The organism is Mycobacterium spongiae, from assembly GCF_018278905.1.
Taxonomy (GTDB): Bacteria; Actinomycetota; Actinomycetes; order Mycobacteriales; family Mycobacteriaceae; genus Mycobacterium; species Mycobacterium spongiae.
On record NZ_CP046600.1, the window covers coordinates 61225 to 74042 of the forward strand.

12 protein-coding genes are annotated in these 12818 nt (G+C 64.4%); 10 read left to right on the forward strand and 2 right to left on the reverse strand.

Annotation, left to right across the window (positions count from 1 at the left end):
- Nucleotides 1–110: 110 nt before the first annotated feature.
- From F6B93_RS00280 to F6B93_RS00325, 10 genes are all read left to right on the forward strand, one after another.
- Nucleotides 111–536, forward strand: coding sequence for a DUF5318 family protein (locus F6B93_RS00280; protein ID WP_211697120.1), 426 nt, complete (start codon nt 111–113; stop codon nt 534–536).
- Nucleotides 529–3072 carry a transglycosylase domain-containing protein gene (locus F6B93_RS00285; protein ID WP_211697121.1) on the forward strand — a complete coding sequence of 848 codons (2544 nt, stop codon included), beginning with the start codon at nt 529–531 and terminating at the stop codon, nt 3070–3072. Before F6B93_RS00280 ends, F6B93_RS00285 begins: the two co-directional genes overlap by 8 nt.
- Nucleotides 3069–4748, forward strand: coding sequence for a glycosyltransferase family 87 protein (locus F6B93_RS00290; protein WP_211697122.1), 1680 nt, complete (start codon nt 3069–3071; stop codon nt 4746–4748). The genes F6B93_RS00285 and F6B93_RS00290 overlap by 4 nt, the downstream gene beginning before the upstream one ends.
- Nucleotides 4745–5383 (forward strand): DJ-1/PfpI family protein, encoded by a 639-nt coding sequence (locus tag F6B93_RS00295; RefSeq protein ID WP_211697123.1) that lies wholly within the window; start codon nt 4745–4747, stop codon nt 5381–5383. The genes F6B93_RS00290 and F6B93_RS00295 overlap by 4 nt, the downstream gene beginning before the upstream one ends.
- 142 nt (nt 5384–5525) lie before the next feature.
- Complete coding sequence (rpsF, locus tag F6B93_RS00300; RefSeq protein WP_211697124.1) at nt 5526–5816, forward strand: 30S ribosomal protein S6; 291 nt, start codon at nt 5526–5528, stop codon at nt 5814–5816.
- Between the two features lie 116 nt (nt 5817–5932).
- Nucleotides 5933–6442, forward strand: a complete 510-nt coding sequence (locus F6B93_RS00305) for a single-stranded DNA-binding protein (protein WP_211697125.1) — start codon at nt 5933–5935, stop codon at nt 6440–6442.
- A gap of 43 nt (nt 6443–6485) precedes the next feature.
- Nucleotides 6486–6740 carry a 30S ribosomal protein S18 gene (gene rpsR / locus F6B93_RS00310; protein WP_211697126.1) on the forward strand — a complete coding sequence of 85 codons (255 nt, stop codon included), beginning with the start codon at nt 6486–6488 and terminating at the stop codon, nt 6738–6740.
- A gap of 30 nt (nt 6741–6770) precedes the next feature.
- Entirely contained in the window at nt 6771–7229 is a 459-nt protein-coding gene (gene rplI, locus F6B93_RS00315; protein WP_211697127.1) for a 50S ribosomal protein L9, read from the forward strand.
- Between the two features lie 530 nt (nt 7230–7759).
- Nucleotides 7760–10156 carry a replicative DNA helicase gene (dnaB, locus tag F6B93_RS00320; RefSeq protein WP_211697128.1) on the forward strand — a complete coding sequence of 799 codons (2397 nt, stop codon included), beginning with the start codon at nt 7760–7762 and terminating at the stop codon, nt 10154–10156.
- Between the two features lie 215 nt (nt 10157–10371).
- On the forward strand, nt 10372–11031 hold the full coding sequence (locus tag F6B93_RS00325; protein ID WP_246540929.1) for a TnsA-like heteromeric transposase endonuclease subunit: 660 nt from the start codon (nt 10372–10374) through the stop codon (nt 11029–11031).
- On the opposite strand, the gene F6B93_RS00330 is transcribed toward F6B93_RS00325, so the two are convergent.
- Nucleotides 11028–11426, reverse strand: a complete 399-nt coding sequence (locus F6B93_RS00330; protein WP_211697129.1) for a hypothetical protein — start codon at nt 11424–11426, stop codon at nt 11028–11030. The genes F6B93_RS00325 and F6B93_RS00330 overlap by 4 nt on opposite strands.
- Nucleotides 11427–11831: 405 nt before the next feature.
- Entirely contained in the window at nt 11832–12599 is a 768-nt protein-coding gene (locus F6B93_RS00335) for an SAM-dependent methyltransferase (protein ID WP_211697130.1), read from the reverse strand.
- Between the last annotated feature and the right edge of the window lie 219 nt (nt 12600–12818).

Consider the following 12818-nt stretch of genomic DNA (forward strand, 5'->3'; position numbering starts at 1 on the left):
CACATCGAGCGAGATGGCGGACCGGGGTCGGAGACGCAGAGTTGCCGGCACACACGCGTTGGGCCGCGGTTGTGCGCCGGTGGCGCGGATGGCGTCGTACTCTGGTCAACGTGCGATTGCAGCGACAGGTGGTGGACTACGCGCTTCGGCGGCGCTCACTGCTGGCCGAGGTGTACTCGGGTCGTACTGGCGTGTCCGAGGTGTGTGACGCGAATCCCTACCTGCTGCGCGCCGCGAAGTATCACGGGAAACCAAGCCGGGTGACCTGTCCCATCTGCCGCAAGGAGCAGCTCACGCTGGTGTCGTGGGTGTTCGGCGAGCACCTCGGCGCGGTCTCCGGCTCGGCGCGCACCGCCGAAGAGCTGGTCTTGCTGGCGACGCGGTTCTCGGAGTTCGCGGTCCATGTCGTGGAGGTATGTCGAACGTGCAGCTGGAATCACCTGGTCAAGTCGTATGTCCTGGGACAGGCACGTCCGCCCCGGGGGTCCGGCCGCACGCGGACGGCGCGCGACGGCGCGCGCACCGCCAGTGAATAACGAAGGACGGCACCACCAGTCGCCCAGCGGCACCCCACGCGGCCCGGCGGCTGAGGGTGGGGGCAGTCATCGCCCGGCGGACCCGCCGAATGAATCCCAAACTGGTGGGGACGGCGGTACCCGCCCGGTGTCCGGCCAGCGCCGCCATGTTCCCCCTGACGACAGGTTGACCGCGATCCTGCCGGCGGTTCCCGACGATCGGCCAGCCGGGCAGCGGGACTCCATCGAGGCGGTCAAGGCGGCGCTCGACAGTCCGCCGACGGCGCCCCTGCAGCGCGAACCGCTCGACCAGGTCAAAGCTGCATTGGACGTTCCGCCAGGCAAATCTCGAGGCCAAGAGTGGCCGGGGGGTGGCGGGGGCCCGCCCCCGTCCGGGCCGATCGGTCCCGACGGATCGTCGGGAGGCAGGGCGCCCGGACCGCACTGGGGTTGGTCACGGCACATCAACTGGAAATGGGTGCGGCGTTCGATGTACCTCGCCGCGGCGGTGGTCGTGCTGTTGCCCATCGTCACGTTCACGATGGCGTACTTGATTGTCGACGTTCCCAGGCCGGGCGACATCCGGACCAATCAGGTCTCCACCATCCTCGCCAGCGACGGTTCGGAGCTCGCCAAGATCGTGCCACCGGAAGGGAATCGAGTCGATATCGATCTCGACCAGGTGCCGACACACGTACGCCAGGCCGTCATTGCGGCCGAAGACCGCAACTTCTACTCGAATCCGGGCTTTTCGGTGCGCGGTTTCCTCCGCGCCGTGCAGAACAACCTCTTCGGCAGCGGCGACCTCCAGGGCGGCTCGACCATCACCCAGCAGTACGTCAAGAACGCGCTAGTCGGCTCCGCCCAGCACGGTTGGAGCGGTCTGATGCGCAAAGCCAAAGAGTTGGTCATCGCGACCAAGATGTCGGGGGAGTGGTCCAAAGACGATGTGTTGCAGGCGTATCTGAACATCATCTATTTCGGCCGCGGTGCCTACGGGATTTCGGCCGCCGCGACCGCGTACTTCGACAAGCCGGTCGAACAGCTCACTGTCTCCCAGGGGGCACTGTTGGCAGCGCTGATTCGACGGCCTTCGTCGCTGGACCCGGCCGTTGATCCCCAGGGCGCCCGCGCACGGTGGAACTGGGTGCTCGACGGGATGGTGGAAACCAAGGCGCTGTCCGAGAGCGACCGCGCCGCACAGGTGTTTCCCAAGACCGTGCCGCCCGAGCAGGCCCGTGAGGACAACCAGCCGCGCGGCCCTGAAGGGCTGATCGAGCGGCAGGTGACCAAGGAGCTCCTCGACCTGTTCAACATCGACGAGCAGACCCTCAATACCCAGGGGTTGCAGGTCACCACCACAATCGATCGCCAGGCGCAGCGGGCGGCGGAAAAGGCGGTCGCCAAGTACCTCGACGGGCAGGACCCCGACATGCGGGCCGCCGTGGTGTCTATCGACCCGCATAACGGCGCTGTGCGTGCCTACTACGGCGGTGACAATGCCAATGGCTTCGACTTCGCCCAGGCGGGACTGCAGACCGGGTCGTCGTTCAAGGTTTTTGCCCTCATCGCTGCCCTGGAACAGGGAATCGGTCTGGGCTACGAGGTGGACAGCGCGCCGGTGACGGTCGACGGCATCACGATCACCAATGTTGGCGGTGAGAGTTGCGGGACCTGCAATATCGCCGAGGCGCTCAAGATGTCGCTGAACACCTCGTATTACCGCCTGATGCTCAAGCTGTCGGGTGGTCCAGAGGCCGTTGCGCAAGCCGCGCACGAAGCCGGCATCGCCGAAAGCTTCCCGGGCGTCCCCTACACGCTGTCCGAGGACGGCAAAGGCGGTCCACCCAACAATGGGATCGTGTTGGGCCAGTACCAAACCCGGGTGATTGACATGGCGTCGGCGTATGCCACTCTCGCCGCCTCCGGCGTGTACTACCCGCCGCATTTCGTTCAAAAGGTGGTCAACGCCGAAGGCCAGGTCCTCTTCGACGCCAGCACCGAGGACAACACCGGCGACCAGCGCATCCCGGCGGCGGTGGCCGACAACGTCACTGCGGCGATGGAGCCGATTGCCTCCTATTCAAATGGCCACAATCTGGCGGGGGGCCGGGCGTCGGCCTCAAAGACCGGTACCACTCAGCTCGGTGACACCCTCGCCAACAAAGACGCGTGGATGGTCGGGTACACGCCGTCGCTGTCCACCGCCGTATGGGTTGGTACCGCCAAGGACGACGAGCCATTGGTAACCGCCTCGGGTGCACCGATTTACGGCTCAGGCCTGCCGTCGGATATCTGGAAGGCGACCATGGACGGCGCCCTGAAGGGCACGTCGAACGAGACCTTCCCCCGACCGACCGAGGTGGGCGGCTACGCGGGTGTCCCGGCGCCCCCGCCGCCGCCGCCGGAGGCATTGCCCACCGAAACTGTCATCCAACCCACGATAGAGGTGGCGCCCGGTATTACGATTCCGGTCGGCCCGCCCACTACCATCACCCTCCCGCCGCCCCCACCGCCGGATGGCGCGCCCGCTGATGCTCCCACCCCGCCACCGTGACCGGGATACCGACGCACAGCGCCAGCATCTCGCCCCTGCCTTTAGCCACCGACCTCCGTAGCGCGGACAACCGCGATTTCCCCAGCCGGAATGACGTTTTGGGCTCCGCTCTGGCGAATGTGGTCGGTGGACCGGTGGGCCGGCATGCGCTGATCGGCCGCACCCGGTTGATGACCCCGCTGCGGGTGATGCTCGCGATCGCGTTGGTGTTCCTGGCACTCGGCTGGTCGACAAAGGCGGCCTGTTTGCAGACCACCGGTAGCGGGCCGGGGGACGAGCGGGTGGCCAACTGGGACAACCAACGCGCCTACTACGAGTTGTGCTACTCGGACACGGTGCCGCTCTATGGTGCGGAGCTATTGAACCAGGGCAAGTTTCCGTACAGGTCGAGCTGGATCGAGACCGACGGCGACGGCACCCCGAAACTGACCTACGACGGACAGATCGCGGTGCGTTATATGGAGTACCCGGTGCTGACCGGGGTCTATCAGTACGTGTCGATGGCACTGGCCAAGACCTACACGGCGATAACCAGGGTGGCTCCGCTTCCGGTGATCGCCGAGGTCGTCATGTTTTTCAATATCGCCGCATTCGGACTGGCCCTGGCTTGGTTGGCCACGGTCCGGGCCGCCGCGGGTCTGGCGGGCCGCCGCATCTGGGACGCGGCTCTGGTGGCCGCGTGTCCGCTGGTGATCTTTCAGATCTTCACCAACTTCGATGCTGTGGCAACCGCCTTCGCGATGGGCGGACTGCTGGCGTGGGCGCGGCGCAGACCGGTGTTGGCCGGTGTGTTGCTCGGATTCGGTGCGGCGGCAAAGCTGTATCCTCTTTTGTTCGTGTACCCGTTGCTGCTGCTGGGAATTCGAGCTGGCCGCCTAAGGGCGCTCGCCCGAACCGCAACGGCCATGGCCGCGACCTGGCTGTTGGTGAATCTGCCCGTGCTGCTGTTGTTTCCGCGTGGGTGGTCGGAATTCTTTCGGCTCAACACCCGCCGCTGGGACGACATCGATTCGCTGTACAACGTCGTGAAATCGTTCACTGGCTGGCGCGGTTTCGATCCCAACTTGGGTTTCTGGGAGCCACCGGTGATCCTCAATACCGTTGTCGCGGTGTCGTTTGTACTATGTTGCGTGGCCATCGCCTATATCGCGGCCACGGCTCCCCAGCGGCCGCGGGTGGCGCAGCTGACGTTCCTCCTGTTGGCGGCTTTTCTGCTGACAAACAAGGTGTGGAGCCCGCAATTCTCCTTGTGGCTGGTGCCGTTGGCGGTGCTGGCGGTGCCGCACCGCCGGATCTTGTTGGCGTGGATGACGATCGATGCGCTGGTATGGGTGCCACGGATGTATTACTTGTACGGCAACCCGAGCCGCTCGCTGCCGGAGCAGTGGTTCACCGCGACGGTGTTGCTGCGCGATATCGCGGTGATGGCGCTGTGTGCGTTGGTGATTCGACAGATCTATCGCCCCGAGGAAGATCTGGTGCGATGGCACGGGCGAGTCGATGATCCCGGGGGCGGAGTCTACGACCGCGCCCCCGACGCCGCGCCCGGTTGGTTGCCGGACTGGCTGCGTCCGACGCGGTTGGGGCACTCGGCCGATCCGCAGCCACCTCGGGAAATCGGCGCACAAACCGGCAGCATCAGTACGCCGACCGGGCGCGTCGGGAGCCAGGCATGACGCAGGTCGCCATTCCGGTGTTCCCGCGGTTCACTGCCCTCGATGCGGTTGGCCCTTACGAGGTGTTGCAACGCCTTCCGTCGGTCGACGTGGTGTTTGTAGGTCATCAGCGGGGAGAGGTGCGCACCGCAAACCACATGCTGGGAATGACGTGCGACGCCACGTTCGACGAGGTCAGCACACCGGATGTGGTGGTGTTCCCGGGTGGTCCGGGAACCCGCATCCTGGTCGAAGACCAAACCTTCCGGGGATGGCTGCAATCGGTGCACCCGCATACGAAATTCACGACGTCGGTATGTACCGGTGCGCTCGTGCTGGGCGCCGCCGGCCTGCTCGACGGACTTACCGCGACCACCCATTGGCGGGCCGCAGAGCAACTCAACGAGTTGGGTGCCACCTATGTGCCCGACCGCGTCGTCGAGCATCTACCGCAGCGGATCATCACCGCTGCGGGGGTATCCAGCGGGATCGACATGGCGTTGCGGCTGGCTGAGCTGCTTGTCGATCGCGAGGCCGCCGAGGCCATTCAGTTACTGATCGAGTACGACCCGCAGCCGCCGTTCGACTCGGGTGCGCTCGCCAAGGCTGACACGGCCACCAAGGCGCTCGCCGAATTTCTTTCGCCGCTTCCGTGACGGGGCGCCGTGGCATCGCGGATTCGGCTGGATTTCCCGGTCAGCGCGCTGTCCGGTAGCCTAGGGCGGTTGCCGACGCAGGCGACCCTCCTGCCACGGACCGACCGTGGCCGCGTAGACCAGAGGAGGTGATGAGGTTCCCATGCGTCCATACGAAATCATGGTCATCCTTGACCCCACGCTTGACGAACGTACCGTGGCCCCGTCCCTGGAGACATTCCTCAACGTTGTCCGCAAGGACGGTGGGACTGTTGACAAGGTCGACATCTGGGGCAAGCGCCGGCTGGCGTATGAAATCGCCAAGCACGCCGAAGGCATCTATGTCGTCATCGACTTGAAAGCCGCTCCGGCGACCGTCTCCGAGCTCGATCGCCAGCTCAGCCTCAACGAGTCGGTGTTACGCACCAAGGTCATGCGCACTGACCCGCACTGATCGGATATCAATGCGATCGCCGGGCGTTAGCTACCAGCTGTCGGTGCCGTTGCGTAGGCTCGGCGGCGACATGCTCGCGACTACCCACCCATTCCAGGCGGACCGAGGAGGAAATTGTGGCTGGTGACACCACGATCACGGTTGTCGGAAACCTGACCGCTGACCCCGAACTGCGGTTCATCCCGTCCGGTGCCGCCGTGGCGAATTTCACCGTGGCATCAACGCCCCGCATCTACGACCGCCAGAGCGGGGAATGGAAAGACGGCGAGGCGCTGTTCCTGCGATGCAATATCTGGCGCGAGGCGGCCGAGAATGTGGCCGAGAGCTTGACCCGCGGGTCGCGGGTGATCGTCTCCGGCCGGCTCAAGCAGCGCAGCTTCGAAACCCGCGAGGGTGAAAAGCGCACCGTCGTCGAGGTGGAGGTCGATGAGATAGGGCCCTCGCTTCGCTACGCCACTGCCAAGGTCAACAAGACCAGCCGCGGCGGCGGAGGCGGCGGTTTTGGCGGTGGGTCCCGGCAGGCGGCTGCTGCTGCACCCGCGAGCGGCGGCAAAGGGGACGACCCGTGGGGCAGCGCCCCGGCGTCGGGCTCGTTCGGCGGCGGCGACGACGAGCCGCCGTTCTGAACTAGAACTTCTTCAGCATTAGCAAACGGAAAGAAAGAAACCTATGGGCAAGTCGAACAAGCGGCGCCCGGCTCCCGAGAAGCCGGTCAAGACGCGCAAATGCGTCTTCTGCGCGAAGAAGGACCAAGCGATCGACTACAAGGACACTGCGCTGCTGCGCACCTACATCAGTGAGCGCGGCAAAATCCGGGCACGCCGGGTCACTGGCAACTGTGTGCAGCACCAGCGCGACATCGCCATCGCGGTGAAGAATGCCCGCGAGGTGGCGCTGCTGCCGTTTACCTCCTCGGCGCGATAGCCACCGCACGTCCACGGAAAGTACCTAGAGATGAAGCTGATTCTGACCGCCGACGTCGACCACCTCGGTTCCGTCGGCGACACTGTCGAGGTCAAAGATGGCTACGGTCGCAATTTCCTGCTGCCGCGCGGAATGGCGATCGTTGCGTCGCGGGGTGCCCAGAAACAGGCGGATGAGATCCGCCGCGCCCGCGAAACCAAGGCGGTGCGCGACCTTGAGCACGCCAACGAGATCAAAGCTGCTATTGAGGCGCTCGGCCCGGTATCGCTGCCGGTGAGGACGGCCGTCGATTCCGGCAAGCTGTTCGGCTCCGTGACGGCCGCAGATGTGGTTGCGGCCGTCAAGAAGGCCGGCGGCCCGAATCTCGACAAGCGCATCGTGCGGCTGCCCAAGACACACATCAAGGCGGTGGGCACCCACCAGGTGTCGGTGCACCTGCACCCCGACGTCGATCTCGAGTTGCCTCTCGACGTGGTAGCGGAGAGCTAGACCGCTACGTTCCACTCACTCCGGTAGGCGGCCATCGCCGGCTGGCCGCCGGGTCATGGCCGTCCCCAGGGTGCACTGCGACGACGGCCGGCCCAGCGTGGGAGGTCGCACTGGCGAACTAGCGGGGGGCTCGGTGCGCGCGGTCGGCGTTACCGGCGTGTCACTCGGCGACCATCTTGCTGAAATCGAACACGCCCGGCGCGGTAACCTGGCCCGACACGCCGGAGAGATTCTTGTCCACACGAGATGCGTGGCGTTGTATGGCTGCTAGCAGCAGTGATGTCCCAGCGGTCCGCACTAATCCACAGGTTCTTCACAACCCGCTCAACACAGCCGTCAACGCATTTCCACACACGATGCACAACCTTATGAACAGCAGCCCCTTGGAGTCCTCGCCAGCAACGTTTACGTTCTTCCCGGCGCGAGGTGAGGAGTGTTCTTGGGGAGGCGTGTCACTGCTTTGACTTACGCTCTGGATATCGGCTATCGAATGTACGTTCGGACGCCTGTGTCGGAGGAGGTGAGAGCCTATGGCGGTCGTTGACGACCTAGAACCGGGTGTCGACGCACCCCCCAGTGAGGACTTTGGTCGCCAGCCGCCTCAGGATCTTGCCGCTGAACAGTCAGTGCTCGGCGGGATGCTGCTGAGCAAGGACGCCATCGCCGATGTGCTGGAAAAGCTGCGGCCCGGCGACTTCTACCGTCCGGCACATCAGAACGTCTATGACGCGATTTTGGACTTGTACGGGCGAGGTGAGCCGGCGGATGCGGTGACGGTCGCGGCGGAACTTGACCGGCGGGGGCTGTTGCGGCGGATCGGCGGCGCGCCATACCTACACACCCTGATTTCGACCGTGCCGACGGCCGCCAACGCGGGCTACTACGCGGGCATCGTGGGGGAGAAGGCGCTGCTGCGCCGGCTCGTGGAGGCCGGCACGCGAGTGGTGCAATACGGCTACGCCGGAGCCGAGGGTGCCGACGTCGCCGAGGTGGTCGATCGGGCACAAGCCGAAATCTACGACGTTGCAGATCGCCGGCAATCGGAAGACTTTGTCGCGCTCGAGGATCTGCTGCAGCCGACGATGGATGAGATCGACGCCATCGCCTCCAACGGTGGGTTGGCGCGGGGCGTGCCCACCGGTTTCATCGAACTCGACGAGGTAACCAATGGTCTGCATCCCGGGCAGATGGTTATCGTCGCGGCCCGGCCGGGCGTCGGCAAGGCGCTCGCCTTGGGGACGCCGCTGCCCACGCCGTCCGGCTGGACGACGATGGGTGCCGTCGCGGTCGGTGATGAGCTGCTTGGCGTCGACGGGCAGCCGACGCGGGTGGTGGCTGCCACCGACGTGATGCTGGGACGGCCGTGCTACGAGGTTGAGTTCTCCGACGGGACAGTGATCGTCGCAGATGCGGCGCACCAGTGGTTGACCGACACACACGCAGCTCGCAAGTCGGTGCACGCTGCCGCGGTGGGCTATGACCGCTATCAACAGCGCACCGTTGCAGCGGTGCGGACGACGGCCCAGATCGCCGGAACTCTACGGTGCCATCCTCGAGATCGGCGCCTGAACCACAGCGTGACCAATGCGCGTGCACTTGAGCTACCGGATCGCGAGTTCTTGGTCCCGCCGTACACTCTCGGCGCCTGGCTTGCGGATGGCGCCAGCGAGGCAGCCCAAATCACCACGACCGAACCTGAAATCCTCATGCGGATCGAAGCGGACGGATTCGCAGGCCGGGAGTGCACGTCCACCGCGGGCGCCATGCAGGCGCGACTGCGCACGCTCGGCGTGCTCGGCAACAAGCACATTCCGACGGAATACCTGCGGGGGTCCGAGACGCAGCGGCGCGCTCTGCTCGCCGGGTTGCTTGACACCGACGGAACAGTAGCGGCCGGCGGTGCCGTCCAACTTACGGTGACTAACCCTCGGCTGGCGAGTGATGTCGCCGAGTTGGTCGTCAGCCTGGGTTATCACTGCCACACCTCGACCACACACGTCCGCGGCCGTCACGCGCCGTCCAGCATCGCCTACACGCTGAGTTTCTCCACGGACGATGCGGTGTTCGCGGTGCAGCGAAAGGCGATAGCGCACAAGGAGCGTCGGGCTATCGCCGGCGCCGAGCGCTGTGGATCACGCTTCATCGTGGACGTCCGCCGGATCGAAACAGTTCCCGTGCGATGTGTCGAGGTGGACAACGCCAGCCACATGTATCTGGCGGGTAAGGCCATGATTCCTACCCATAACTCCACTCTCGGGCTGGACTTCATGCGGTCGTGCTCGATCAGGAACCGCCAGGCCAGCGTCATCTTTTCGCTGGAGATGAGCAAGTCCGAGATCGTGATGCGGTTGTTGTCCGCGGAAGCGAAAATCAAACTCTCCGACATGCGTTCGGGCCGCATGAACGACGACGACTGGACCCGGCTGGCGCGTCGGATGAGCGAAATCAGCGAGGCCCCACTGTATATCGACGACTCACCCAACCTCACCATGATGGAGATTCGGGCCAAGGCGCGTCGCTTGCGGCAGAAATCTGACCTGCGGCTGATCGTGGTCGACTACATGCAGCTGATGACCTCCGGCAAGAAGTTCGAATCGCGCCAAGTAGAAGTATCCGAGTTCTCCCGCAACCTGAAGCTGCTCGCGAAAGAACTTGAGGTTCCGGTGGTTGCGATCAGCCAGCTCAACCGCGGTCCCGAGCAGCGCACTGACAAAAAGCCCATGTTGGCTGATCTGAGGGAATCGGGAAGTTTGGAGCAGGATAGTGACGTCGTGATCCTGCTTCACCGCCCCGACGCGTTCGACCGCGATGATCCGCGTGGGGGAGAGGCGGACTTCATTCTGGCCAAGCACCGCAACGGCCCGACCAAGACTGTTACCGTCGCGCACCAGCTGCACTTGTCGCGCTTTGCGAACATGGCCAGATGAAGATTCGGAGGTGTAGGGTCTCACGGAACGTGGCGGAATCTCACGGTTGATTTCAAACGGATTTCAAATTTGAAGGAGTGGTGAGACGCGCCGAGGCGCATGCACTCCGCTCGGGTCCGCGAGTGTCACGCTTCGGGTGTGACTGCGAGCGCCGGACCGGTCGGGCGGTAGCGGGCGACATGGTTTCGGCGGCCAGGACCGCTGGGACCACAACGGTGCGGTTCCGATCCGCACCGAGCCTCGATGTGTCCTCGGTTCCCCTTGTCGGTGCTGATCCAAATGTCCTCGTAGCAGCGGAGCCGTGTCGTGTCTTCCGTTGGCGCGCCGGCCAGAAGCACTATTCGGGCTCCTACTGGTCGGCGACCGAGAGCCGGCATGTCATCTACGAGTCGCGGTTGGAACTCGCCAGGCTGCTGTTTGCAGACTTCGACCGGTTGGTGCACCGCATCTGTGCACAGCCGTTCCTATTGGTGCGGCAATCGAACGGGGATGTGCACAAGCATATTCCGGACTACCTCCTGATCACCGATCAAGGACCAAAGGTTGCGGATGTGAAGCCGGCGAGCCGGCTGTCCAAGCCGGAAGTGGCGTCGACGTTCGCTTGGACGCGGTCTGCGCTTGAACGCCGCGGATGGCTGTACGAAGTGTGGAGCGAGCCGAACGAAGTGGAGCTCCAGAATGTCCAGTTCCTTGCCGGGTTCCGGCGGCGATCCTTGTTCGAGCCATCGTTATTGGCGGCGGTTCGCGGGATCGCAACTGAGGGAATATCGATCGCCAAAGCCATTGGCGGGCTGCCAGATTGGTCTGAGGCGCTGACCCGGTCGGCGTTGTTCCACCTACTGTGGTCGCAAGACTGCTTCTCGCCCAAGCTCTAACCCCAGAGCAGGATCTGAACGCTTATCAGCACGATGGCTGCGGAGATCGACAGATAGAAGACCTCTGTCTTGGTCGGCCGGGTTGGCTGGTCAAGCAATGCCAGCTCGCTAAGGATCTGCCCGGTCAGCACGAGCCCAGCGCCGATGGACACCCACGCGCCGATTGACGGTTCCAACCACGTGACAATGGCCGCGGCCAATGCGCTTCCGCCCACCGCGATGGCCAAGATGAGACCGGGCACGCGGTAGCTACGGAACGGGGTTCGCCGCAGCCACTGCGCCGGGAATCGATTGCCTTCCAGGCCAACAGCCAACGCGATGCCACCGCCGATTGCGGTGATCGCGACGAAGGCGTCCAAGACCACCAGGGCCACCTGAATCCCTGTGCTCGCCACGTCATTGCTCCCTTCGTCTGCACCGACCGAGAAGGGGGCGCCACCTGCTCTCAGGCTTACCCTGACCGGGCAAACTTCGGTTCACTACGTGCTCGCATCCTCGTCGAGAGGGTCAGGATATTGGATGCCGGAGCGGCGGATCACGTCAGCGATGCAGGGCGGCGCGCCGACTACGACCGCAGATGGGCAGGCACAGCTTGTAGCGGAGGCGACAAAGTGCAATAGTCAAATCCTGTGGATTCGTGGGTCGTCGGGCGACCTCGATCCGCGCAACCAGGTGCTGGGCGTCGATCGGCATCGACATGGGAAGTGTCCCCTTTTTCGCTAAACCTCACTTGCCCTGGGGATCGATTGTAAAACGTGCGGGTCCGGGCGGTGTGTTGCCCGGACCCGCACGTTAGACCGTCAGCGGGCCATCAGTGCGAAGACTCCCCATCCGAGGTATTCACGCTGGTAGCGTGTGTAGCGGGCGGGTTCGGTGGTGAGTGCAGCCCGGACTTCGGTGGCCAGCTCGTCGTCCGGATTGTCGTCGAGCCAGCGGCGCAGGTTGAGCCACTGAGCCGCCTGGTACCGGTCCCAGCTTTCCTGATCGGCCAGCACCATTTCCACGACGTCGTACCCGAGGCCGCCGAACTGCTCGATTAGCTCCGGCAGTGCCAGAAAATCGTCCTTGTCTCTGGCGTCGCAGGCTTGGGCGGTGTCCTGGTTCGGCACTTCCTCACGCCAGTACGGCTCACCGATCAGCGTTAGGCCGCCGGGGCGGAGACTCCTGCTGAGCAGTTCGACGGTGCCGGCCACGCCATTTCCGATCCAGGTGGCGCCGAGGCACGCGGCGAGATCGACAGGTTTGTCCGCGACGTAGCCGGAGGCGTCGGCGTGCACGAAGGCAACCTGGTCGGCGACGCCGAGTTCAGCGGCACGTACGCGGGCCTTCTCGGTGAACACCGTGCTGATGTCAACCCCGGTTCCCGTTACGCCGTGGTCACGTGCCCAGGTGGACAGCATCTCGCCCGACCCGCTGGCAAGGTCGAGCAGACGCATCCCGGGTGTCAGGTGCAGTGCCTGGCCCAGGGCAGCGAGCTTGCCCGCAGTGAACGGGTTATGGATGCGATGGTTGCTTTCGCGAATGGTGAAGATGCGTGGAAGATCGGATCCGGTAACAATCCTCGGCATTCCATGACTCCCTCGGTTGACTCGGCGCGAGGGGCGGATCCATGTCACTGGCCGTCACTGCAACGAATCACATTGGCAATCGCTACATCTGATTAACTGACGGCGGAGTTGGGACCACGCCATTGTTGCGGAAAATCTGCTCCGCTGCCGTCACCCTGCACCACACATGCGCGTGGGGGTAGAGGCGAACGTCCCCACCGCACGACTCCAATGGTATAC